Genomic DNA, 23669 nt, shown 5'->3' with positions numbered 1-23669 from the left:
GCGGCGGTGGCCGCACGGGGGAGCAGCCCTCGGGTGTGCGCTGCGGCGGGTACGCGCGGTGGATCGGACGGCCGGGTCCGTGCCGCTGCCCGGTCGGCCCGCCGGGACGGCCGCCGCGCCGCCATCCCGCCGCGTCGGCAGCCCCCGGCCCGCGGGCCCTCGTCAGCCGCCGGCCCGTGCCGCCTCGGCCCCGGCCGCGGAGCCGCCGGCCGGCGGCTCCGGGAGCAGTTCCAGCACCGCCCGCCGCAGCGCCTCGGGCGTCTCGCGGTGGTGCGGGTCCGGCGTCGCGGGCACCTGGAGGCGGTGCACCGGCCCCTGGCCGAGGCGTACGTAGCCGCGCCCCGGCGGGACGTCGTACACCGGCGTCGTGTGCGGCGGGGCGCCGAGCACGGAGGCGACCTGCGCCGCCGAGGCGGGGCCCAGCACGACGCGGGCGCGGGTGTGGTCCCGTACCGCCGCACCCAGCAGGGCCGTGCAGTCGAACTGGTCCGCCACCACGACCGTGACGTTCGCCGCCCGGCCGTGCCGCAGCGGCACCTCCAGCAGGCCCTGCGGATCCGCCAGCCCGCCCACGGCGGCCAGATGGCTCAGCGCCGCCGGCCGGTCCACGACGATCCACAGCGGCCGGGGCCCCGCCGCCCGGTCGCCGTCGGCGGCAGCGTCCCCGGCGGCGGCCGGGCGCAGCAGCCGGCGCTCCGTCTCCTCCGCCGCCCAGCGCAGCAGCGCCAGCGCGCCGGCCACCGTGGACTCCACCGCCAGCACCCCCGGCCGCCCCGCCAGGAAGCCGAACTCGCCCGTGGCGCCGCCGTCGACCACCAGCACCTGGCCGTGCGGCAGCGCCTGAACCGCCAGCGACCGCAGCAGCGTCGTCGTGCCCGTGCCGGGCTGGCCGAGGACGAGCAGGTGCGGCTCCGTGGAACGCGGTCCCGTACGCCACAGCACCGGCGGCTCGTCGCGGTCGCCGTCCTCCGTGCGCACCGGCAGCGTCCGCCGCACCCCCTCGGCGTCGGTGAAGCCGAGCACCGACTCGCCCTGCGCCGTGACGTAGGGCTGCGCCCCGATGTCGGTGGGCAGCGGGTCGAGGACGGCGAGGTCCAGGCGGTTGTCGTCCTCGTGCCAGTCGAAGAGGTACTCGCGCCCGCGGCCGCACTTGGCGTACAGCAGTTGCTCGATACGTGCCCGGGCCTCCGGCTCGCCGTCGCGGAAGTACGGCGGGTAGCGCAGCCGCAGGGCGGTCAGCCGGTCGTCGCCGTCGAACTCCGCGTCGCCGAAGACCTGCTCGGTGTCGCCCTCGTGCGCGTAGAGGGGGTGGGGGTCGTCGGGGGAGGAGAAGTACGGCACCAGCGCCTCGTACAGCGCCGCGAGCCGCTCCTGCCGCCGCCCCGCCGCGTCCTCGTCCTCCGCCGCCCGCGCCCCGGCCCCGTCGCGGCCGGCCCACAGCGCCGCGGCCAGCAGCGCCACGGCGGCGGCCAGCGGCCCGTACGGCATCAGGTACACCAGGAGCAGGCAGGCGCCGGCGAGGAAGGCGGTCGGCCCCCGGCGCTCCTTCGGCATCGCGCTCCAGCGCCGCCGGGCGGCGGCCGCGAGCCGGCCGGTGCCGCGGGCGAGGACCACCGCCGGCCGCAGCACGTCCGCGGCGCCGTCCGCCGTCGTCCTGGCCGGCTCGCGGCCGCGGGCCGCCGCGGGTGTCCCGCGGCCGGACAGCCGGGCGAACGGTCGTCGCATGCGTCGGGTCTCCGTGTCCTGGTGCGGGACGCCGGCGGGCCGGGGCGTCCTAGAGCTTGATGCCGCCCAGGAGGCTGGCGAGGCTCTGCCCGCCGGCCTTGATGCTGGGTGCGATCGCGGTGCCCGCCAAGTAGAACCCGAAGAGGGCGCAGACGATGGCATGGGACGGCTTCAGCCCGTCCTTGCGGAAGAACAGGAAGACGATCACTCCCAGCAGGACAACGCCTGAGATCGACAGAATCACGGAAATCTCCAGGGGCGACGGAGCCGTCAGAGGTCGTTTGCCAGCCTTGCAGTGAGATTTACCGAAGAAAAGCGGCAATTGGGTGATTTGCCCAAGCCTCACCCGAGTGGCCGGAGAGCGCTCGCCGACGAGCGCCGACCGTGCTGCCGCCGTACGCCGACGGGCCCGGCCGCGGGCGGCGCTACCCGTCCAGCCCGGGCTGGTGCGCGGGCGCGGGGCAGACGCGGCGGCCCTGCTGGTCGAAGACGTACAGGTGTTCCAGGTCGATGAGCAGCGGCACGTGCGTCCCCGGCCGGACCTGGACGTCCGGCCCGGTCCGTACGACGAGGTCGCCGCCGGCGATCGCGGCGCGCTCAGCGCTCTGCGGCGGCGCGGCCGGCACCGGCGGCGCCTCCAGCACGCCGACTGCCCCCTGGTCGCCGCGCTCCTCCGGGCCGAAGCCGGGCAGGCGGGCCACCGCCCTGTCGCGCAGCCGGCCGAGGACGGTGCCCTCCTTGTTCTTGCGGTGCCCGCCGGGCGCGGTATCCGTGCGGGGGCCTTCCAGCGCCGGTACGAGGGCTGCGCGCGAGCCCGTGTTCAGATGCAGCAGCGCCTCGTGGCCCAGGTACTCCACGTGCTCGACGATGCCGCTCATCGCGCACTCCCGGGCGCGCGCCAGCGACGGCCGGGCGATGCGCACCGCCTCGGAGCGCAGGCCCACGATCACCGGCCGGCCCTGCTGGATGCGGAGCATCTGGTGGTCGGGGGAGAGGGGTTCGGGCAGCGTCAGGCTCTGCCGGCCGAGGTCGATCGTCACCCGGCCGGGCAGTGGGGCGTGCACGACGGCTTCCAGGAGGTTGATCCGCGGGGTGCCGATGAAGGCGGCGACGAAGATGTTCTTCGGCAGCGCGTACGCCTCGCGCGGCGAACCCACCTGCTGCAGCACGCCGTCGCGCATCACGGCGATCCGGTCGCCGAGCGACATCGCCTCGGCCTGGTCGTGCGTCACGTAGACGGTGGTGACCGCCAGTTCGCGGTTGAGCCGGGCGACTTCGGCGCGCAGGTGGTTGCGCAGCTTGGCGTCGATGTTGGACAGCGGCTCGTCCATGAGGAACGCGGTGGGTTCCCGCGAGATCGCCCGGCCGATCGCGACACGCTGCCGCTCGCCGCCGGAGAGCTGCGCGGGGTAGCGGTCGAGGAGGTCCTCGATGCCCAGCAGCCGGGCGGTGGCGTCCACCCGCGGGCCGACGTCGCCGCGCGCCTCCAGCTTGAGCGGGAAGCCGATGTTGTCGCGGTTGGTCATCCGCGGGTAGAGGGCGAAGTTCTGGAACACCATCGCCATGCCGCGCTGCCCCGGGGCCAGTTCGGCGGCGTCCTCGCCGTCGAGGAGCAACTGCCCCTCGGTCACGGACTCCAGTCCGGCGATCATGCGCAGCACGGTGGACTTGCCGCATCCGGAAGGGCCGAGCAGGACGACGAACTCGCCGGGCTCGATGTCGAGCGAGAACCGGTCGACCGCCCGGATGCCGCGCTCGTAGACCTTGGTGACGCCGTCCAGCGATATCGCACGTGACATGGTGTTTTGTTCCGTATTTCGGTGACAAGGAGGCGGTAGGCGTGCAGAGTTGGATTACGGGCCCCGAAAGATAGCGAAGTTCACCCGGGCTGGGAACGCCTTGCGCAGCCCGTTGCGCGGGTCGGCTTGCGAATGTGCCGGAACGGGCCCGCGGCCGCCCGCGCGGGGCGTTTCAGAGCAGTTCGCGCTCGTCCGCCGTGACGAGCCGGGTGCCGCCGCCGTCCTCCTGGCGGGCCTGCTCCAGCCGCAGCCGGGCGGTGTCGCGGCCGCCCAGGGTGAGCGTCATCAACTGGTTGCCGAACCAGGGCCCGCCGGTCTTGCGCCAGCGGACGGGCGGGGCCGCGAGGCGGCCGTGCCGGGCGAGGATTCGGCCGAGGAGCCGGCCGGCGCGGCTCCAGCCGAAGCGGAAGCCGGCCCTGATCGGGGCGGGGACGCTGTTGTGCATCGGCGAGCAGGTCAGCTGCGCGACCACCGGCCGCTGCCCCGCAGGCGACTCCTGCCCGCCCGCCCGCGGCCAGCTCGGCTCGGCCACGTACGCGTGGTGCACGTCGCCGGAGAGCACCAGCACCGAGGCCGGCGCCCGGTCGGCACGGCCCACCTCGGCGATGAGGTCCGCCAGTTCTGCGAAGGACCGCGGGAACGCCGACCAGTGCTCCAGGTCCGCGCGCCGGCGCAGCTTCTCGCCCAGCCGCGCCCAGCGCGCCCCGCGCTCACCGGCGCACAGCGCGGCGTTCCACCCTTCGGCGTCGTGCACCGCGGGCGGCAGCAGCCACGGCAGCGACGTGCCGATGAGGAGGTGGTCGTACGCGCCCGGGTCGGCCAGCGCCTGGCCGCGCACCCAGTCCATCTCGGCCGGGTCGACGAGCGCGCGGCTCTCCTCCGCCAGCACCCGCGCGGCGCGCGAGTCGACCATCAGCAGCCGGGTGCGCCCGAGGTCGCGGCGGTAGCTCCAGCGGACGGCGGCCGGGTCGGCGTCGGCGCGCTCGGCGAACTCCCGCAGCGGCTCCGTGCCGTCGCCGGCCGCGCGGACGGCCGCGTACAGCGGGTCGGCGGCCAGCTCGTCGGGGGAGAGGTTGCCGAGGTGCTGGTAGACCCAGTACGACATGAGGCCGCCGAGGATCCGTTCGCGCCACCAGGGCTCGGCGCGGATCGACTCCAGCCAGGAGGCGGAGGTGTTCCAGTCGTCGATGACGTCGTGGTCGTCGAAGATCATGCAGGAGGGGACGCAGGCCAGCAGCCGGCGCACCTCGGGGTCGAGCCAGGACTCGTCGTACAGGTGGGTGTACTCCTCGTAGTCCGCGATCTGGTCGCCCGGCGGCACGTCCAGGTCGCGGCGCCCGGCGAGGTAGTCGCGGGTGGCGGCGGAGGTCTCGTCCGCGTACACCTGGTCGCCCAGGAGGAGCAGGACGTCCGGCCGCTCGGCGTCCGGGTCGGCCTCCAGCCGGCGGGAGAGGGTGTCGAGGGCGTCGGGCCCGACGGGGTCGTGGCCGCCGCCGGGCTTGGCGGCCCAGCGGCAGGAGCCGAACGCCACGTTCAGCGCGGCGCCGGGGCGGGGGGTGCGGATGGTGCTCGCGGGGGCGCCGGGCAGCGGCCAGACCTCGTGGCCGTCGAGGAGCACGCGGTACGGGACGGGGGTGCCCGGCGTCAGGCCGGTCACGGTGATCAGCGCGTAGTGGTGGCCGCCGACCTGCCAGGTGCGGGCGCTGCCCCCGGCGCCGTCCGCGCAGCGGACCTGCGCCTCGCACGGGCCGCCGGTCTCGACCCAGACGGTGGCGCGGGTGTCGTCGGCGTACCGCAGCAGCGGCCCGAGCCGCAGTTCCGCCATCGTCGCCTCCTCGTCCCCGTGGCGCGCGCCACTGCGGGGGAACGCGCGGAGGGGCCGGGAGGTTCCGCTCCCGGCGCTCGGTGCCGTACGGGTCAGGCGACGGCCGGGGCGGGGACGGCGCGCCCGGGCACGAGCGACTCCAGCAGAGCCAGGCAGCGGGCGAACGACTGCCACTCGTGGTCCCTGTCGCCGTCCCCGTCGGCGTCCACGTCCGCCGGGCCGCCGGTCCCGGCGGGCGCGGTGAACCGGGACCACACGGCTTTGCCGAACGGCCCCGGGGCACTCCAGCCCCACGCGTCGCTGAGCGTCGCCACTATCTGCAGGCCCCGCCCGGACTCGTCGACATCGTCCGCCTCACACGGTGCGGGGACGCCCTCGCCCGGGTCGAAGACCGCGCAGACGACCTCGCCGCCGCGGCGTACGAGGGTGAGCGTCACCGGCTGCGGTTCGGCGACGGGCAGCGGGGGGCAGCCGGGTACGCCGTGGCGCACGGCGTTGGTCACCAGCTCGGAGACGACACACTCGACGCTGTCGGACAGCTCGGCAAGATCCCAGTCGCGCAGCGTGGTGCGGACCGTGCGGCGGGCCTCGGCTATCGACCGCGGGTGGGCATCGAGGGCGCAGGCGGCGAAAGCCGATGCCTCGGCCCGCTCCCCGGACGCTGCCGTCATGCCGATTCCCCGATCATGATGTCGCCTTGGAACGTGCTTCTTGTTCAATGGTGAGTGATATAGACCTCCGGATGCAAGTACAGATGCACTTTCATCCGCAAGCACAGGTGCACGTCCCCCGGGTAAGTCGGGCATACGGGCCACGCCGCGCCCGGGACGGGTGCGGCGCGGACGCGTGCGGCGGCGGTTCAGTGACGCAACGCGTTCGCCGCCGTCGTCGTGACGTTCTCGACGGCGTCGATCCCCTCCTTGTAGGAGGGGTGGCCGTCGGAGAGGACGGCGATGAGGAGGGTGTGGCCGCGGTGCTCGACGCGGCCGATGCTGTTGACGTCCCACAGGCCCGTCGCCGAGCGCGGCAGCCAGCCGTTCTTCAGCGCCGCGGAGCCGGCGTCGTCCGCCGCCGCGGACACACCCCAGCGCTGGTCGTCGACCACCGAGGCCATCAGCTTCTCGACGTAGTGCCGCGAGTCGCCGCTGAGCGGCGAGGCCCCGTCGCCGTACACCGCTTCGAGGAGCACCAGCTGGTCGGCGGCGGTGGTCTGGGTCAGCCCCCAGGTGCCGCCGTCGCCGGGCTCGGTCCCGGTCAGGCCGAGCCGGTCGTTGGCCTCCGCGAGGCCGGAGCCGCCGCCGATGTCCGCCCAGAGCGCGTCGGTGGCGTCGTTGTCGCTGCTGCGTATCATCGCCGCTGCCAGCTTCTGCTGCGCGGCGCTCAGCTCGCCGCCGTCGTCCTGGGCCTGGAGCAGCAGGGTGGCGAGGATGTCGACCTTGACGATGCTCGCGGTGTCGAACGTCCCCTTGCCCGAGGCGTACGCGGCCCTGTCGCCCGAGTCGAGGTCCGCCACCGCGACGTCGTACGCGCCCGGCGCCTTCGGCAGCGCCTTGAGCGCCTTCGCCACGGCCTCGTCGGGGGACGGGGCCGGGGCCCGGCCGGCGGCGGGGGCGTAGTGGACGTGGAGCGTGCGGGGGGCGGCGGCCTCCGCGGTGTTCCCCAGCAGGGGCGCGGAGGACGATGCGGTGGCGGCGATCACGGCGAGCGTGCCCGCGGCGACCGCCGCGGACCGCAGCGAGGGGAGGTTTCTCGACACGCTGCCGGAGGCTAGGCCAGCCGGATGCGGAAACGGCTGGGAACCAGATGAACATTCGATGAGAAAAGGGACAGCCGTGCCCTCCGTCGTCACCCGGCGTGCCGCTCCCTGCGGTACGGGTCAGCGGATGATCGACACGATGCGGCAGGCGGCCCCGGCGAGGGTCCGGTCGCCGGCGACCTCGGCGCGGGCGAGGGCCGTCTCCGGCTCCACGCCCCGTACGCACAGCCGCCAGGCGGTCTCCGTGTCCAGCCGCACCAGCGCGTCCGGCTCGCCGTCCCCGGGCGGCCCGGCCAGCGACCAGCGGGTGCCGCCCGACGGGCCGGGACCGGTGGCCGTCGCCGTCCAGGCGCCGCCGGCCGGGCCGGCCACCGCCATCCGCACCCGGGTCCCGGGCGGGGCGGCGGCATCGCGCAGGGTGTGCGGCAAGGCCCGCATGAAGGTGTCCAGCACCGCGGCCAGCGGGCCGGGCGCGGCATCGGTGGGCAGCCCGGCGGCGTGCCGGATCTGCTGCCGGTGCGTCCAGAACTCGGTGAAGTCCCGCGCCACGTCCAGCCAGCGCGGCGCCGGCTCGGCACCCGCCCACGACACCCCCAAGGACGGGCCGCGCAGCGCGTCGGCCGCGAAGTGGGCGGCGATCCCGGCGCCGGCCGCCTCCAGCGCGCCGGCCAGCGACGCGGTGCCGACCCGGGCGTGGGCGTCGACCCACTCCTGGTTGATGCGGTGGATGAACGCCGCCAGCGGCTCACCGGGCGCGGGCACCGGTCCGCCGGTGTGCCCGTCGCGCTCGCGGGCGAGGCGCCCGTAGAAGTCGCCGAGCAGATGGGCGGCCACGTCGTGCACCGTCCAGCCCGGTACCGCCTCGCGCTGCCAGTCCTCCGGCCGCAGCCCGTGCAGCGTGGCCATGAGCGCGCGCTGCTCGGCGGCGAACAGCGGACGGACGTCGAGCGGCGGGCCGAGCCAGGGCAGGTCCGGCTCCGCGGGGTTCACCTGCGGTTCCATGGCCGGATCCTGCCACCCGCGAACGGGGCCCGGCCAACCGATTACCGGGCCCGGGGCCCCGGGGCCGCCCGGCGCGGATCAGAACAGCCGGGTCAGCGCCGTGGCGTCCACCGGGTGCAGCGGCTCCTCGCCCGCCAGCAGCCGCAGCACCTCGGCGACCGCGGACTCGCCCAGCCGCTCGCGGCACTCCACCGTGCCCGCCGCCCGGTGCGGGGTCAGCAGGACGTTCGGCAGCTGCCGGAACGGGTGGTCCGCGGGCAGCGGCTCGGCGTCGAAGACGTCGAGGGCCGCGTCGATACGGCCGGTGCGCAGCTCCGCCAGCAGCGCGTCCTCGTCCACCAGCCAGGACCGCGCGGTGTTCACCAGCCCGGCCCCGTCCGGCAGCAGCGCCAGCTGCGGGGCGCCGAGCAGCCGCCGCGTCGCCTCCGTGGCCGGGGCGTGCACCGCCACCACACGGCTGGTGCGCAGCAGCTCGTCCAGCGGCAGGACGCGTACGCCCAGCTCCGCCGCGTCCGCGTCCGTCAGGAACGGGTCCGTCACGGCCACCCGGGCGCCGCAGGCGCGGGCCAGGTCGATGTACGCGCGGCCGGTGCGGGAGGCGCCGATGACGCCGACCGTGCTCGCGCCCAGCTCGTGCCCCGGCGGCCCCTGCCCCGCGCTCTCCCAGTCCGCGCCGCGGCGCATCGCGTGGTCGAAGCGGTGGATCCGGTGCAGCAGCGCGAGGGTGAAGGCGAGCGCCACCTCGGCGACCGGCCGGGCCATCGCGTCACCGGCCTGCGTGACCCGTACGCCGCGGAGAAAGGCGTCCTCCGTGACGTACGGGGCGACGGCGGAGCCGGTGTGCGCGAGGAGTTCGAGGCGGTCGGCCACCGCGAGCAGCCCGGCGTCGAGCCGCGGCGCGCCCCAGGCGGTGACCAGCGCCCGCGCCCCGGGCAGCGCGGCGGCCAGCGCCGCGCGGTCGCCGTGCTCGTCCAGCACGGTCAGCTCCGCCGCGTCCGCGAGCCGCCGCCACGCGCCGTCGGTGAAGAACTGCGCGCGCAGCTCCGGCGGTACGCACACCACCACCCGGTCCCGGGCGGCGCCGCAGTCAGCGGAGCCAGTCATCCAGGTGCTCCTTCACGAAGTCGTCGTCGGTCAGCCACGGGTACGCGGCGGCCACCCGGGTCAGCTCGTCGGCCTGCCCCGGCGACATCGACTCGCCCGGATCGAGGCACCAGGTGCCCGCGAGCAGCCCCTGCCGCCGCAGCACCTCGTGCACCCCGGCGATGCAGCCGCGGAACCCGCCCCGCACGTCGAAGACGGCGCTGTTGGCGTCCGTGAGCTGCGGCCGGCGCGTCAGGCAGCGCAGCAGCGCGTCGTGGTCGCCGGCGCGGGCGCGGCGCACGTCGTCCAGCAGCCCGGCCGCCGGCCGGGTCCACACCGCCCACTGCCCGAGCAGCCCGCCGGCGAACCAGCGCCGGCCCCCGGCCGTGTCGTACGGGGTGAGCAGGTCGCCGACGATGTCGTCGTCGTTGCCGGTGTAGAGCGCGACCTCCGGGCCGCGGTCGGCGCCGGCGACCGCGCGGACCACGTCCGCGGTGCGGTAGCGGTCGAAGGGCGCGGTCTTGATGGCGGCCGTCGAGGGCTGGTCGGCCAGCGCCGCCCAGAATGCGGGGGACAAGTACCGTCCGCCGACGGCTTCCTGCAGATAGAAGCCGATGACCGGCAGCACCTCGCCGACGGCGCGGGCCCGTTCCAGCAGCCCCTCCTCGTTGGCGCCCGGGACGGCCGGGCTGAGCAGCACGGCGTCGTAGCCCAGCGACGCCGCGAGTTCGGCCTCGGCGACGGCCTGCGCGGTGTAGCCGCAGGCGCCGGCTATCTTCACCGCCGGGCGGCCGGAGGCGGCGGTGCTCTCCGCCGCGGTCTCCGCGGCGAGTTCGAGCACCGGCCGCAGCAGGCCGACCTGGGGCTCGCGGATGGCGAACTGGGTGGTGTGCACGGCGACGGCGATGCCGCCGGCGCCGGCGCCGAGGTAGTAGCGGGTCAGGGCGCGCTGGCGGCGCTCGTCCAGGCGCCGGTCCGCGGTCAGGGCCAGCGGGTGGGCGGGGATGACGGCGCCGTCGGCGAGGACGTCCAGCGGGGTGGGGCGGTCGGTGGGCATGGGGCGGCTCAGAACCTTCCGTCGCGTACCTGGAACTTGGTGGGCTTGCCGGACAGCGGGAGCCCGCGGCGCAGCCAGTCGGCCTGCCAGCCGACGAGGGTGCGCAGCGGTACGTCCGGGTAGCCGAAGAGAGCGTGGCAGGCCCCGGCGTCGGAGAGGAGTGCCGTGGGGGCCTCGGTTCCCTCGAAGACGGGATCCGCGGCGAACTCCGCGCCGAAGAGGTGTGCCAGCCGGCGCACCGCGGCGGTCTCGGGGCCGGTGATGTTGAGGGTGAACGGCTCCTCGTCGCGGGCGTGCAGCAGTGCGCGCAGGGCGACTTCGTTGGCGTACCCCTGCCAGACGACGTTGACGTGCCCGGTGGTGACGTCCACGGGCGCGCCGGCCTGCACCCGCTGGGCGATGTCGGCGAGGACGCCGTAGCGCAGGTCGGCCGCGTAGTTGAGGCGCAGCAGCGCCACCTTCGTGCCGCGGGTGAGCGCCGCGTGCGCGAAGAGCCGCTCGCGGCCCAGGCACGACATGGCGTACTCGCCGACCGGGCCGACCGGGTCCGACTCGACCGAGCCACCCGTCCCCACGGACACCAGCGGGTAGACGTTGCCGGTGGAGAACGCCGCCACGCGCGCGTGCCCCCAGCGCCGCGCGACGCGCTCCGGCAGCCCCGCGTTGACCGCCCAGGCGTGCGAAGGCGCCCCGGCGGAGCCGAACTTGGCGCCGACCATGAACACGACGTTCCCCGCGTCGGGCAGCGCGGCCAGATCGGCGTCCGGGTCCATCAGGTCGAAGGCCGCGGTGCGCACCCCCGCGGCCCGGAGCCGCTCGGCCGCGGCCGGGTCCGACCAGCGGGACACCGCGTGGACCGCCGTGTCCGTACGGCCCGCAGCGTCCAGCGCGCGCCGCGCCAGCCGGCACAGGCTCGGTCCCATCTTGCCGCCGGCGCCCAGGACCAGCAGGTCGCCCTCCAGCCGCGCCATGTCCTCCACCAGCCCCGGCGAGGGGGTGGCCAGGCGCTCTTCGAGCGCTTTCTCGTCAGCGAACACGATCGGTTCTCACCCCTTGATCCCGGACGCCGTGACGCCCTCGGTGAAGTAGCGCTGGCCCACCAGGTAGGCGGCGAAGATGGGCACGAACGCGATGACGGAGCCGGAGAGCACGACGTTGAGCGGCACGTTCTGCTGCTGCAGGGACGCGATGCCGACGGTCAGCGTGCGCATGTCCGTGGACTGCCCGATGACCAGCGGCCACAGGAAGTCGTTCCAGTGCCACAGGAAGACGAAGACGCCGAGCGTGGCCAGGATGGGCTTGAGCAGCGGCAGCACGATGCGGCCGAAGATCTGCAGCTCGCTGCAGCCGTCCAGGCGCGCCGCCTCGAACAGCTCGTCCGGCAGCCCCTGGATGAACTGCCGCATGAGGAACACCGCCTGGGCGTTGGCGAGCGTCGGCACGATCAGGCCCCAGTACGTGTCCACGCCGCCGAGCTTCGCGATCATCGCGAACGTCGGGATCATCGTCACGTGGTACGGGACCATCACCATCGACAGGAACGACCAGAACATCGCCTCCCGCCCGGGGAAGCGCTTCTTGGCGAAGGCGTAGCCCGCCAGCGACGACAGCAGCAGCACGCCCACCACCGACGCCAGCGAGTACAGCAGGGTGTTGAAGAGCCAGCGCGGCACGTCCTGGGAGTTCATGACGCTCTCGTACGCCTCGCCGCCCAGCGGCCAGGGCACGAGGCTGCCGGGGAAGTCCACCGCCGCGGCGGGCTTCAGCGACAGCACCACCATCGCGTAGAACGGGAAGACGGTGACGACGGCGGCCAGCACCAGGAGCAGCCCGCGGCCGATCCGGCCGCCGGTGCTGCCGCGCATCGCGTGCGGTACGGAGTCGCGGTTCGCGGCGCGCCGCAGCCGGCGCTCGGCGCGCCGGGCGGCGGGGCCGGGCGCGCCGCCCCTGCCGGGCCGGGCCGCCTTCCGCGGGCCGGCCGGTATCTCGTCGTGCGGGGTCTTCGCGGGGGCCGAGGTCATGGTCAGTCTTCCTTCCCGATCGTCAGCCGCTGGATCAGGGCGACCACCAGCGTCAGCGCGAAGAGCGCCACGCCGATCGCCGCCGCGTAGCCCAGGTCGAAGTACTTGAAGCCGGCGTCGTAGAGCTGGAAGACCAGCGTGTAACTGGAGTTGGCGGGCCCGCCGCCGGTCATCGTGTAGACCGCGTCGAAGACCTGGAACGAGGCCGTCGTCTCGATCACCGCGAGGAAGAACAGCGCCGGCCGCAGCTGCGGCAGCACGATGTACCGGAACCGCTGCCACGGACCGGCCCCGTCGGTGAGCGCGGCCTCCTCCAGCTCCCGCGGGATGTCCTGCATCCGGGCCAGCAGGATGAGCATCCCGTAGCCGAAGCGCGACCAGATGCCGACCAGCGCCAGCGCGGGCACCACCAGGGTGTCGTGGGAGAGCCACGACTCCTCCGGCAGCCCGATCCAGCCCATCGCCGTCGACCAGGGGCCGCCGGTGGAGAAGATCCACACGAACACGGTGGCGGCCAGCACCAGGGAGGTGACGACCGGCAGGAAGAACACCGACCGGAAGACCTTCGAGCCGCGGAACGCCCGCCGCGTCAGCAGCGCGAGCCCCACCGAGACCGCGATGGTGCCGGGCACGGCCAGCACCGTGTAGACCACGGTGACCTTCAGCGCGTCCCAGAACAGCGGGTCGTCCTTGAGCCGGGTGAAGTTGTCGGCGCCGATGAAGCTGCCGCCCCCGGTCAGGGTGTAGTCGGTGAAGCTCATCAGCACCCCGGCGACCGCGGGGCCGAACCGGAAGGCGAGGAAGAGCAGGAAGCAGGGCAGGACGAACAGCAGGCCGATGCGGGCCTCGCGGCGCGCGTGCGGCCCGCTGCGGCGCCTTCGCCTGTTCCGGGTGGGTTCCGCGACGACTGCCACGGTGGGTCTCCTTGCGGTACGGGGGTGGTGCGGTGGGTGCGCGGCCCGGCCGGCGGCAGGGGTTCGGCGCCGCCGGCCGGGCGCGCGGTCCGTGGGCCCGCGGCCGGCCCGGAGCAGTCGGTGGTCCGGGCCGCGCGGGGCTACGGGGAGGGAGCGGGGCCGCGGCCCCGGGGGGTCAGCGCGCGATCTGCGCGTCGGCCGCCTCGGCCGCCGCCTTCAGCGCGTCCTCGGGGCTCTTCTTGCCCAGCAGCGCCGCCTGCAGCTCGGGCGCGAGCACGCCCATCACCTCGCGGGCCTTCTCCTCCAGCGGACCCGCGTTCATCGAGGGCAGCGTCGCGGCGACGGCCTGCTGCAGCTGGTCGTCCGGGTAGAGGTCGTCCGCGGAGGTGCGGGCCGGGAAGTAGCCGGCGCCCTTCTCCAGGTCCGCGGCGTTCTCCGGCCGGGCGACGAAGTTGATCCACTTGCCGGCGGCCTCGGTGTCGGCGCCCTTCAGCATCGACAGCGCGCCGACCGTGCCGTAGCCCGCCGACTCCTCGCCGGTCAGCGGCGGCTGGACGACGATGTTCTCGCGGCCCCAGAACGGCTCGACGTCGGTCGCGACGTTGGTCCACGTACAGGCGACCTTGCCCTTGGCGACCGGGGTCTGCTCCAGGTTCGGCGTCGTGGTGACGAGGTCCTTGGGCGTCCAGCCCTCCTCGACGAACTCCGTCAGGTACGTCAGCGCCTCCACGCCCGCCGGGTCGTCGAACGCCACGGACTCGCCGTCCTCGGCGAACACCTCGCCGCCGGCCTGCCACAGCAGCGGGTAGAACGTCATGTTCAGCGTCTGCGCGGTGTCGCCCGTGTAGCTGAGGGCGTAGTAGCCCTCGTCCTTCATCTTCGGGCCGAGCGCCTTCAGGTCGTCCCAGGTCTCGGGGTAGGAGTCCTCGCCCACCGCCTCGAAGACCCGCTTGTCGCATATCAGCGGGTTGGCGCTGGTGAGGATCGGCGTGCCGAGCACGTCGTCGCCGACGGTCACGGACTCGAGCGCGAAGTCGGTGTAGTCGGACTTCGCGTCGGCCGGCATGTAGTCGCCGGCCGGCACGATGTTCGGCGCGTACTTCGGCAGCTGGTCCGGCACCAGGTAGACCACGTCCGGGCCCTTGCCGGAGGCGATGGCGGTGCCGAGCGCGGTGTCGCGGTCGGCCCACGGGTAGGTCTCCACCTTCACCGAGATGTCCTTGTTCTGCTTCTCGAACTTCTCGACCATGCCGTCCCAGTACGCTTCGTTCTTCGCCTCGTCGAAGATCACGGGGTACGTCCACATGGTGACGGAGCCCTTTCCGCCGCCCGCGCCGTCGCTGCCGCCGCAGCCGGCGAGGGCGACGCCGGCCAGCGCGGTGGCGAGCAGCGGTACGGCGACGGCTCTGGTCCGTGAACGCCGGTGGTGGATCAGGGTCATGGCTTCCTCCGGGGATGGGGCGGGACAAAGGGGTCGTGGGGGCGGTGCGGATGTCAGCGGGCCGGCACCGCCTGGACGGTGCCGGTGTGCCGGGCGCGCTCCGCGGCGAACGCGGCGAGGTGGCTGCCGAGCGACGCGGCGGTGCCGGAGCGCAGCACGCCCGACTCGCCGGTGGCGACGGCCCGTACGAAGGCGTCCATCAGCCCGGCGTCGCCGCCGCCGTGGCCGTCGGCCGCGTTGGAGCCGGCGGCGGACACCGAGCGGACCGTGGTCTCGCCGGTGCGGAAGTCCTGCACGGTGACGCTCTCGCCGTCGCCGCGCAGCCAGCCGTGGGAGCCGAAGACGCGGGTCTGGCGGTGGGTCTGCTCGGTGAAGGCGACCATCTGGAAGGTGGCGGTGATCCCGCCGGACAGCCGCATCGCCAGGACCTGGTGGTCGACGACGTCGTTGTCCGCGCGGTAGACGCACACCCCGTACGGGCCGGTGCGCAGGGCCTCGACCAGCCCCGCCTCGTCGGTCGGGTCCGCCGAGCCGGTGACGTGGGTGACGGGCCAGACCGCGCCCTTCTCGCGCAGCACCGGCAGGTAGAGCTTCGGCGCGCTGTACGGGCAGTCCGCCTCGACGGCGCAGTCCGTGCAGCGCTCCCCGGCACCGGCCGGGGCGTTCTCGGGGCGGAAGTGCTTGAGCCCGCCGAAGCCGGTGACCTGCTCGATGCGGGCGCCGGTGACGTAGGCGATCCAGTCCAGGTCGTGGCAGGACTTGGCCAGCAGCATCGGCGAGGACAGCTTCTCGCTGCGCCACGGGCCGCGCACGTAGCTGTGCGCGTAGTGCCACCAGCCGACCGGCTCCAGATGGTCCAGCGAGACCAGCTCGCCCAGCACGCCGGAGTCCACGACCTCCTTCACCAGGTCGGTGTAGGGCATGTAGCGCATGACGTGGCAGACCGCGAAGAGCACTCCGGTCCGCTCGACGCCCTCGACGATGCGCCGGGTCTCCTCCTCGGTGGGGGCGAGCGGCTTCTCCGCCAGCACCGCGTAGCCGGCCTCGGCGAAGGCGAGCACCGGGTCGACGTGGTCGCGGTCCTGGGTGGCGACGACGACCGCGTCGGCCTCCACCCCGGCCGCGGCGAGCGCGCGCCAGTCGTCGAACTCGCGCGGCGCGCCCACCGCGGCCCGGGCGGCCGGGCTCGGGTCGGCGACGGCGACCAGCTCGGCCCGCTCCGGGTGCGCCCGTACCCAGTCGGCGTACGTGCGCCCGCGGTTCCCGGCGCCGGCGACGGCGACGCGGACGGGCCTGGCGGTGATCGGGGGATGCGTGGACACGGGAACTCCTGTGCTGGGTACGGGCGGTCGGAGGGGCCGGAGCGGGGGAGCCGGAGCCGGGGGAGGGTCAGAGCCGCAGGTTGCCCGCGGTGTGGACGACGCGGTCGCCCTCCTCGGGCAGCGCCGCCCGCGTCACGCCGTCCTCGACGCAGCCGGCGTGCAGCAGGTGGGAGCCGTCGTCCGCGAAGGCGGCGGGCTTCAGCTCCAGCCGGCCGCCGGTGAACGTGCAGCCCTGCGCCCGGTAGCGGTTGACCCCCTCGTCGAGCGCGATGTGCGCGGTGCCGTCCCCCGCGGTGGCGTCGACGCCGGTCAGCTGCCAGGTGACGGTGCGGTCCGGGCCGCCGCGCGACAGCAGCGCGCCCGCCTTGTTGGTGCCGGACAGCCGCGCGCCGGACAGCCGCAGCCGCTGCCCGCCCGCGCCGGTGAGCCTGATCCCGGTGTCGGTGAACTCCCCGCCCTCGACGGCGATGTCCTCGTGCGCGTACGACACGGGGTCGGCGCCGGGGGCGCCGGTGATCCGGCAGTGGTCGAGGACCAGCGGCCCGGTGCCGTTGAACGCGGCGCCGGCGGCGCCGTCGAGGACCGTGCGCTGGAGCGTCACTGCGGCCTTGACCCCGGGGGCGGTGACCTCGGCGCCGGGCGCGAAGGAGAACGCCGAGTCGGCGATGACGTTCGGCCGCGCCGACCGGTCGGACGCCTGCGAGACGATCAGCGGTCCGCTGGCCGTGCAGCCGCGGATCTGCACGCCGTCGGCGTTCACCCACAGCATCCCCGAGCCGTCCAGGGACTTCTTGCCGATGACGGTGACGTCCTCCAGCGTCAGGTCGGTGACCTTGACGCGGGCGACGAACCAGGAGCACACGTGCCGGCGGACGGTGATCCGCTTGGCCGCGCCGCCCCAGGCGGCACCGGAGTTGGCGAACGTCATCAGGCCCGAGTTGCCGGTGTAGACGAGGTCGTGCTCGAACTGGCCGTGGGTGACGAACGGGCCCTGGTCGTCGCCGTCGCCGTGGCAGTTGGTGACGTAGCAGTAGGCGGAGGCCGTGAAGTCGTTGAGGTGGCGGGCGTTGGAGGTGCGGCAGTTCGAGACGTGCCCGTAGAGGCAGTAGATCTGCTGCGTGAGGTAGCCCGCGCCGCCGTAGGTGACGGACTTGGGGTTGGCCAGGGTGCAGTTCTCGGTACGGAACCGGGTGCACCAGCGGCGCATCACCACGGGCCAGAACGTGCCGGTCGCCTCGATGCCGGAGACGTCGCAGCCGACGGCGTACTCGTACGCCACCGGGTGCGAGCCGGTGTACTGGTCGTCGCCGGTGCCCTCGAAGACGACGTTGCGCACGTGCGCCCGCTCGACGGGCTTGACGCGGGTCCAGGTCAGCGTCCGCCCGGCGGCCAGCGGCCAGCCGGTCTGGTAGCCGACGCGGATGTGCGTGCTGTCGACGACCTCGGTGACCTGGACGAGCCGCTGGATCTCCTTCTCGTATTTCCCGGCTCCGGCGGCGTCCGACTCGACCGCCCACCACTGGCCGACGCCGAACGCGCCGGAGTCGCCGACCTCGTACACGTCGGACAGCTCGGGGAGGGCGGCGCCGAGGGTGTGCTCGTGGACGGTGTCGGTGACCTCGCCGCGGAAGAAGAGCACCGCGCCGAAGGGGTTGTCGTGCCCGTTCTCCTCGATGCCCTCGGTGAGCATCCGGTTGCCGCCGAAGTCCAGCTCGACGTCGGAGCGGGAGGTGGTGTGCCGGCGGGTGAAGAGCAGGTCGGTGTGGGCCTCGATGCGGTGGATGCCCGTGTCCGCGAGCATCTCGTCCAGCGCGTCGTCGGCCGGCCGCTCGGGGCCGGAGTGGCCGTAGTCGCGGAAGTCCGCGACACCGCCCTTGCGGCGGCCGTTGCTGCCGTCGGTGCCGCGCGCGGGGGCGGCGGCCTGGGCGGTGCCGGTGGCGGCCGCGGCGGCACCGGCGGCGGCCAGGCCGGCCAGACCGGTGACGCGCAGCATGCTGCGGCGGGCGGTGCTCGGGTGCTGTGGAACGCTCATGGCGGACTTCGCCTTCCGAGAAGGTCCGGATCGTGAGAGGCGTTCCTGCGGTGACTGCCGTGGCGGCGGATGGCCTTGCGGACCGCGGGCCGCCGGCGGTGTGCCGGTGGCCGGTCCCGGGCGAAGGGCAGGCGCCGGGGACGGGTCCAGTGCATGTCGCGCCGGTGACCTGGAGGTCTCGGCGGTTGGCTGGAAAGGTACGGCCGCCCCCGCCGATCGGTCAAGGGCCGATTTTCGCGCGCCGGCCGTGCGGGTGCTGCGGGCCCGCTAGCGGGCGGCGGTGCGGGACGTGCCGCCGTCCGGCCCGCCGGCCGCGTCGCCGGCGTCCCCGGGCCAGCCCAGTTCGCGGCTGATGCGGTGGGCCGCGTCCCGTACCTCGCCGCCCAGCTCCTGGTAGCGCCAGGCCGGCAGGCCGAGCTTGAGGCCGGTGATGCTGACGGCCCCGGCGCAGGCGCCGCGGTCGTCCCGTACCGGCGCGCCGATGCAGATGATGCCCTCGGCGTCCTCCTCGTCGTCGAGGGCGTAGCCGACGCGGGCGATGTCGCGCAGGTGGGCCAGGAACGTGTCCGGGTCGGTGATCGTCCTGCCGGTGCGCCGCGGCAGGCCGTGCCGCTCGATCACCGCCGCCGCCTCGGCCTCGGGCATCGCCGACAGCAGGGCCTTGCCCAGGCCGGTGCAGTGGGGGAGTTCGCGCTCGCCCATGCGCAGGTCGAGCCGGACGCGGTGGTCGATCTCGACCTGGTCCACGACGACCGCGAGGCCGCCCTCCGGCACGGCGACACGGGAGGCCATACCGGTACGGGCGCTGAGGTCGCGCAGCACCGGGTGGGCCAGCCGGCGCAGCGAGACCTGGGAGCGCGCGCGGTCGCCGAGCCGGGCCAGGCCCATGCCCAGCCGGTAGCGCCGGCTCATGCCCTCGCCGTCGTCCGAGACCAGGCCGAAGGCGCGCAGCGTCTGCAGGGTGCCGAACGCGGTGCTCTTGGAGACACCGCACCGCTGCGCGATCTCCGTGACGCTCAGCCCGTCGCCCGGCGGCGGGCTCGCGAGGACCTCCAGGATCTCGGCCGCCCGCGCCACGCTCTTGACCCAGTACTTCGGCTCGTCGGCATCCGTTCTGTTCGTCATGACCGAACAGCTTAGGGGGTGAAGGCGGGGTTCCGTCGAGTCGAAGGGGTTGACCGGCGCATTTTCCGGCCGTAGAGTCTGGCTCTGTTCGGTTAGACAGAACGGCGTTCTGAAAAACTCAACTCACCGTTCACCACTCACCGTTCGCACCACCTTTTGCACTTTTTCCTGCGACGACTGCCGGGCGGATGGCGCCAGGGTTCACGGGCCGGGCAGGGCCCGTGGAACCGAGACACTCGACGCAAGGAGCACGCACCATGAGCCCAGGCCCGGACGCCACCACCGCCGGAGCCGGAGCAGCCCTCGCCGAGCGCGCCCAGCGGGTCGTGCCCGGCGGGGTGAACAGCGGCCAGCGCAGCATCCCGGGCCTGCCGGGACTCGTCGTCGCCGGCACTGGCGGCGCCCGCTTCCGTACCGCGGACGGGGCCGAGTTCACCGACTACCACGCCGCCTTCGGCCCGCCGCTCCTCGGCCACAACGACCCCGACGTGGCCCGCGCCGCCGCCGAGGCGGGCGCCGCGCTCGGCCACATGGGCGTCGGCGTCACCGAGGGTGAGATCGAACTCGCCGAGGAACTGTGCGCGCTGGTGCCCTCGCTGGAGAAGGTGCTGCTCACCAGCACCGGCAGCGAGGCGACGTTCCACGCCCTGCGCGTCGCCCGGGCCGCCACCGGCCGCCGGCTGGTGGTCAAGTTCCAGGGCTGCTATCACGGCTGGCACGACTCGGTCAGCCTCAACGTGATCTCCGCTCCCGACCGCGTCGGCGGCCACGACCCGATCTCCGCCGGCATCCTGCCCGAGGTCCTCGAAGCCACCCTCGTGCTGCCGTTCAACGACAGCGCCGCCGTGCGCCGCTGCTTCGCCGAGCACGGCGCCGACATCGCCGCCGTCATCGTCGAGCCCGTACCGCACAACGTCGGCGCGCTCCTGCCGCACCAGGAGTTCCTCACCACGCTGCGCGAGGAGACCGCCGGGGCCGGCAGCGTGCTCATCTTCGACGAGGTCATCACCGGCGTCCGGCACGGCCTCGGCGGCTGGCAGCAGATCTCCGGCGTCACCCCCGACCTCACCACCCTGGGCAAGGCCATCGCCAACGGCGCCCCCGCCGGCGCCATCGGCGGCCGGGCCGACCTCATGGAGCTGTTCTCCACCCGCCCCGGCGCCCCCGCGTTCTTCGCCGGCACGTACAACGGGCACCCCTCCGTCGTCGCCGCCGCGCTGGCCACCCTGCGCAAGCTGCGCGAGGAGCCCGTCCACGACCACGTCTTCCGGCTCGGCGAGCGGGTCCGCACCGGGCTGCGCACCGTCTACGAGCGCCTCGGCGTGCCCGTCGCCGTCACCGGCTACGGCTCCGTCTTCGTCACGTACTTCATGCCGGGTTACGAAGGCCGCACCCCGCGCACGTACACCGACCTGCTCGCCAACGACGCCGGCCTCTTCGTCGGCTACCGCCGCCGGCTGCTGGAGCACGGGATCTTCGAGCTGCCGCTGAACCTCAAGCGCAGCCACATCTCCTACGCCCACACCGACGCCGACGTCGACCGGCTGCTGGAGGCCACCGAGGCCGCCGTCGCCGCCGCGCTCGCCGACGGCGGCGCCCGCGACCTGGAGCACGCCTCCACCATGGGCGGCGCCGCGCAGGCCACCGCCGAGGCGGACGGGGCGGCCCGCTGATGCTCACCGTCGACACCACCCGCCCCACCGGCCCGGCCGGCCGGATCAGCCGTGTCGAGACCCTGATGCTCGGCACCGCCTGGCGCGACTTCGGCTACGTCCGCGTCCACACCGACGAGGGCCTGTCCGGCGTCGGCGAGATCACCCATCCGTACCGCGGCCGCGAGGTCTGCGCGCTCGCCGAGGCGATGTCCCGCCGCCACCTGCTGGGCGCCGACCCCTTCGACGTCGAGGAGATCTGGCTCCGGCTGCACCAGGGCGACTTCCTGCGCGGCGGCGACGTCGGCGGCATCGTCGTGTCCGGCCTGGACCAGGCGCTCTACGACCTCATGGGCAAGGCCCTCGGCGTGCCCGCATACCGCCTGACCGGCGGCGCCTGCCGCGACGGCGTCCCCGTCTACGCCAACGGCTGGTACGACGGCGAGCGCGACCCCGAGGTCTTCGCCGCCAAGGCCCGCGCGACCGTCGCCAAGGGCTACCGCGCCCTGAAGTTCGACCCCTTCGGCTCCGGGCTGCACGAGCTGGGCCCCGCGGAGCTGCGCCGCTCCGTCGGCCTCGTCGCCGCCGTGCGCGAGGCGATCGGCCCGGACGTCGAGCTGTTCGTCGAGGGCCACGCCCGCTTCGCCATGCCCACCGCGGTGCGGCTGCTGCACGAGCTGGCGCCTTACGGCATCGGCTGGCTGGAGGAGCCGCTGCCCTGGACGCACATCGAGCGCTACGCCGAGCTGCGGCAGCGGGCTTCCTTCCCCATCGCGGGCGGCGAGCACTTCCACGACCGCTACGAGTACAAGCAACTTTTCGCCACCCACGCCGTGGACATCGTCCAGCCCGACCTGTCGATGGCCGGCGGCCTCACCGAGGTACGCAAGATCGCCGCCATCGCCGACGCCCACGGCATGCTCGTCGCCCCGCACAACTCCAACTCGCCGCTGTGCACCACCGTCTCCGTACACGCGGCGCTCGGCATCCCCAACCTCAAGGTGCTGGAGACCTTCGACGGGCTGCTGGAGCCCTACGTCTTCGAGGCCCTGCGCGGCACGCTGCCCATCGCCGACGGCCGCATCGGCCTGCCCACGGCACCGGGCCTCGGCGTCGAGCTGGCCGACGAGGTCTTCGCCGAGCACCCGCCCACCCACCGCTTCTGGAACATGTTCGAGGACGGCTGGGAGAAGCGGGACAGGAGCGCACCCGCATGATCACCGACGTCCACTCCCACCTCTTCCGGCCCGGCACGGACTTCGACGAGTCCTTCCGGACCGAGGCCGCCCGCGCCCACGCGGGCGAGGTGGACCTCACCGTCCGCTTCGAGGAGTACGCGGCCGCCGCCCCCGCCGGCACCCGCACCGTCGTCGTCGGGGGAAAGGCCCGGCGCAGCGGGCTGTGGGTCGACGACGCCGCGGTGGCCGCGTACACCGCGGCCCACGCGGACCGGCTCATCGGCTACCTCTCCCTCGACCCCACCCAGCCCGGCTGGCAGGACGAACTGCGCCACGGCCACCAGGAGCTGGGGCTGCGGGGCATCAAACTGATGCCGATGTACGCGGGCTTCGACCCGGCCGACGAGGCGTACGACGACCTCTTCGGCTACGCCGAACGCCACGGCCTGCCGCTGCTGGTGCACACCGGCACGACGTTCGTCTCGGCCGCCCCGCTGGAGTACGCGATGCCCCGGCACCTGGACGCCGTCGCCATCCGCCACCCCGCGCTGCGCATGGTCCTCGCCCACCTCGGCCACCCCTTCGAGGGCGAGTGCCTGGCCGTCATCCGCAAGCACCCGCACGTCTACGCCGACGTCAGCGCCCTGCACTACCGGCCGTTCCAGCTCTGGCACAGCCTGCGCCTCGCGCAGGACTACGGTGTCTGGCACAAGCTGCTCTTCGGCAGCGACTACCCCTTCACCACGGTCGACGCCTCGGTCGCCGGGCTGCGCGAGATCGCCCGGATCCCCGGGATCCCCGGACTGCCGCCGCTGGACCGGGACGAGGTGGAGAAGCTGATCCACCGGCCGGCCCTCGACCTGCTGGGGCTGTCGTGACCGGCGCGGGGGACCGGGGCGCCGGCCGGTTCGACCTCACCGGGCGCACCGCCGTCGTCACCGGCGCGGCCCGCGGCCTCGGCCGCGCCTTCGCCGCCGGGCTCGCGGAGGCGGGCGCCGACCTCGTCCTGGTCGACCTGCCGGACGCCCCGGGGCTGGCCGGGACGGCGGCGGCGGTACGGGCGCACGGCCGGCGCCCGTGGACGTACGGCCAGGACCTGGCGCGCACCGACGAGCTGGCCGGGCTCGCCGACCGGATCCGCGAGGCGGCCGGGCCGGTGCACATCCTGGTCAACAACGCCGGCACCGCGGCCCTGGAGCGCTTCAACGAGATCACCCCCGAGAGCTGGTCGCGCGTCATGCGCGTGAACGCCGACGCCGTGTTCTTCCTCTCCCAGCGGGTCGCCGAGCACATGGCCGCCGACGCGGTGCCCGGCCGGATCGTCACCGTCACCTCGAAGAACGCGCTCGTCGCCGAGGCGGGCCTGGCCCACTACAACGCCGCCAAGGCCGCCGCCCAACTCCTCACCGAGACGCTGGCGGTGGAGCTGGCGCCGCACGGCATCACCGCCAACACCCTGGCGCCCGGCATGGTCGACACGCCCATCGACGGCGATTTCCCGCTGGAGCGGGAGGGGTTCGAGGCCGCGTACCGCGAGCGCATCCCCCTCGGCCGCTACGCCCGGCCCGAGGAGTGCGTCGGCGCGCTGCTCCTGCTCGCCTCGGACGCCGGCGCGTACATCACCGGGGCCCGGATCGTCGTGGACGGCGGCGTGCTCGCGGACCAGATGCCGCGGATGCGGTTCATGCCCCCGTACCGCAGCCGCCTGGACCCGCGCGACGGCGCCGGGTGAGGCGC

20 protein-coding genes are annotated in these 23669 nt (G+C 74.4%); 4 read left to right on the top strand and 16 right to left on the bottom strand.

What is annotated here, in order from left to right:
* Positions 1 to 162: 162 nt before the first annotated feature.
* The 16 genes from LG396_RS34470 to LG396_RS34395 form a co-directional block, all read right to left on the bottom strand.
* Positions 163 to 1725, bottom strand: coding sequence for a P-loop NTPase family protein (locus tag LG396_RS34470; protein WP_225797752.1), 1563 nt, complete (start codon positions 1723 to 1725; stop codon positions 163 to 165).
* A gap of 49 nt (positions 1726 to 1774) precedes the next feature.
* Entirely contained in the window at positions 1775 to 1969 is a 195-nt protein-coding gene (locus tag LG396_RS34465) for a hypothetical protein (RefSeq protein WP_018835487.1), read from the bottom strand.
* 181 nt (positions 1970 to 2150) lie between these two features.
* The gene (locus LG396_RS34460) at positions 2151 to 3524 is read right to left on the bottom strand and encodes an ABC transporter ATP-binding protein (protein ID WP_018835488.1); all 1374 of its coding nucleotides are present in this window, start codon (positions 3522 to 3524) and stop codon (positions 2151 to 2153) included.
* 172 nt (positions 3525 to 3696) lie between these two features.
* On the bottom strand, positions 3697 to 5349 hold the full coding sequence (locus LG396_RS34455) for an alkaline phosphatase D family protein (RefSeq protein WP_225797751.1): 1653 nt from the start codon (positions 5347 to 5349) through the stop codon (positions 3697 to 3699).
* Between the two features lie 92 nt (positions 5350 to 5441).
* Entirely contained in the window at positions 5442 to 6020 is a 579-nt protein-coding gene (locus tag LG396_RS34450) for an ATP-binding protein (protein WP_225797750.1), read from the bottom strand.
* A 188-nt stretch (positions 6021 to 6208) separates the two neighbouring features.
* Positions 6209 to 7105 (bottom strand): serine hydrolase, encoded by an 897-nt coding sequence (locus LG396_RS34445; protein ID WP_225797749.1) that lies wholly within the window; start codon positions 7103 to 7105, stop codon positions 6209 to 6211.
* Positions 7106 to 7225: 120 nt separating this feature from the next.
* A complete protein-coding gene (locus tag LG396_RS34440) occupies positions 7226 to 8107 on the bottom strand; it encodes a maleylpyruvate isomerase family mycothiol-dependent enzyme (RefSeq protein ID WP_225797748.1) in 882 nt (293 codons plus the stop codon).
* Positions 8108 to 8185: 78 nt separating this feature from the next.
* Positions 8186 to 9211: a hydroxyacid dehydrogenase gene (locus LG396_RS34435; protein ID WP_225797747.1), complete on the bottom strand. Its 1026-nt coding sequence runs from the start codon at positions 9209 to 9211 to the stop codon at positions 8186 to 8188.
* Positions 9195 to 10247 carry a dihydrodipicolinate synthase family protein gene (locus tag LG396_RS34430; protein WP_225797746.1) on the bottom strand — a complete coding sequence of 351 codons (1053 nt, stop codon included), beginning with the start codon at positions 10245 to 10247 and terminating at the stop codon, positions 9195 to 9197. Before LG396_RS34430 ends, LG396_RS34435 begins: the two co-directional genes overlap by 17 nt.
* 8 nt (positions 10248 to 10255) lie before the next feature.
* On the bottom strand, positions 10256 to 11284 hold the full coding sequence (locus LG396_RS34425) for an NAD-dependent epimerase/dehydratase family protein (RefSeq protein WP_225797745.1): 1029 nt from the start codon (positions 11282 to 11284) through the stop codon (positions 10256 to 10258).
* Between the two features lie 9 nt (positions 11285 to 11293).
* Complete coding sequence (locus LG396_RS34420; RefSeq protein WP_018835496.1) at positions 11294 to 12268, bottom strand: carbohydrate ABC transporter permease; 975 nt, start codon at positions 12266 to 12268, stop codon at positions 11294 to 11296.
* 2 nt (positions 12269 to 12270) lie between these two features.
* Positions 12271 to 13182, bottom strand: coding sequence for a carbohydrate ABC transporter permease (locus LG396_RS34415; RefSeq protein ID WP_018835497.1), 912 nt, complete (start codon positions 13180 to 13182; stop codon positions 12271 to 12273).
* Between the two features lie 175 nt (positions 13183 to 13357).
* Positions 13358 to 14623 carry an extracellular solute-binding protein gene (locus tag LG396_RS34410; RefSeq protein ID WP_225797744.1) on the bottom strand — a complete coding sequence of 422 codons (1266 nt, stop codon included), beginning with the start codon at positions 14621 to 14623 and terminating at the stop codon, positions 13358 to 13360.
* Between the two features lie 53 nt (positions 14624 to 14676).
* A complete protein-coding gene (locus LG396_RS34405; protein WP_225797743.1) occupies positions 14677 to 15945 on the bottom strand; it encodes a Gfo/Idh/MocA family protein in 1269 nt (422 codons plus the stop codon).
* A 67-nt stretch (positions 15946 to 16012) separates the two neighbouring features.
* A complete protein-coding gene (locus LG396_RS34400) occupies positions 16013 to 17938 on the bottom strand; it encodes a peptidase C14 (RefSeq protein WP_225797776.1) in 1926 nt (641 codons plus the stop codon).
* A gap of 306 nt (positions 17939 to 18244) precedes the next feature.
* Positions 18245 to 19102 carry an IclR family transcriptional regulator gene (locus LG396_RS34395; RefSeq protein WP_225797742.1) on the bottom strand — a complete coding sequence of 286 codons (858 nt, stop codon included), beginning with the start codon at positions 19100 to 19102 and terminating at the stop codon, positions 18245 to 18247.
* Between the two features lie 257 nt (positions 19103 to 19359).
* On the opposite strand from LG396_RS34395, the gene LG396_RS34390 reads away from it, so the two are divergent.
* Genes LG396_RS34390 through LG396_RS34375 form a run of 4 tightly spaced genes read left to right on the top strand, consistent with a single transcriptional unit; the run spans position 19360 to position 23664 of the window.
* Entirely contained in the window at positions 19360 to 20775 is a 1416-nt protein-coding gene (locus tag LG396_RS34390; protein WP_225797741.1) for an aspartate aminotransferase family protein, read from the top strand.
* Complete coding sequence (locus tag LG396_RS34385; RefSeq protein WP_225797740.1) at positions 20775 to 21971, top strand: mandelate racemase/muconate lactonizing enzyme family protein; 1197 nt, start codon at positions 20775 to 20777, stop codon at positions 21969 to 21971. The genes LG396_RS34390 and LG396_RS34385 overlap by 1 nt, the downstream gene beginning before the upstream one ends.
* Complete coding sequence (locus tag LG396_RS34380; protein WP_225797739.1) at positions 21968 to 22810, top strand: amidohydrolase family protein; 843 nt, start codon at positions 21968 to 21970, stop codon at positions 22808 to 22810. Before LG396_RS34385 ends, LG396_RS34380 begins: the two co-directional genes overlap by 4 nt.
* Complete coding sequence (locus LG396_RS34375) at positions 22807 to 23664, top strand: SDR family NAD(P)-dependent oxidoreductase (protein ID WP_225797738.1); 858 nt, start codon at positions 22807 to 22809, stop codon at positions 23662 to 23664. The genes LG396_RS34380 and LG396_RS34375 overlap by 4 nt, the downstream gene beginning before the upstream one ends.
* Positions 23665 to 23669 lie beyond the last annotated feature (5 nt).

It is taken from the genome of Streptomyces aculeolatus, from assembly GCF_020400605.1.
In the GTDB taxonomy this organism is placed as follows: Bacteria; Actinomycetota; Actinomycetes; order Streptomycetales; family Streptomycetaceae; genus Streptomyces; species Streptomyces aculeolatus.
Note: the sequence above shows the minus strand (reverse complement) of the source record. Positions and strands in the feature narration are given on the sequence as shown.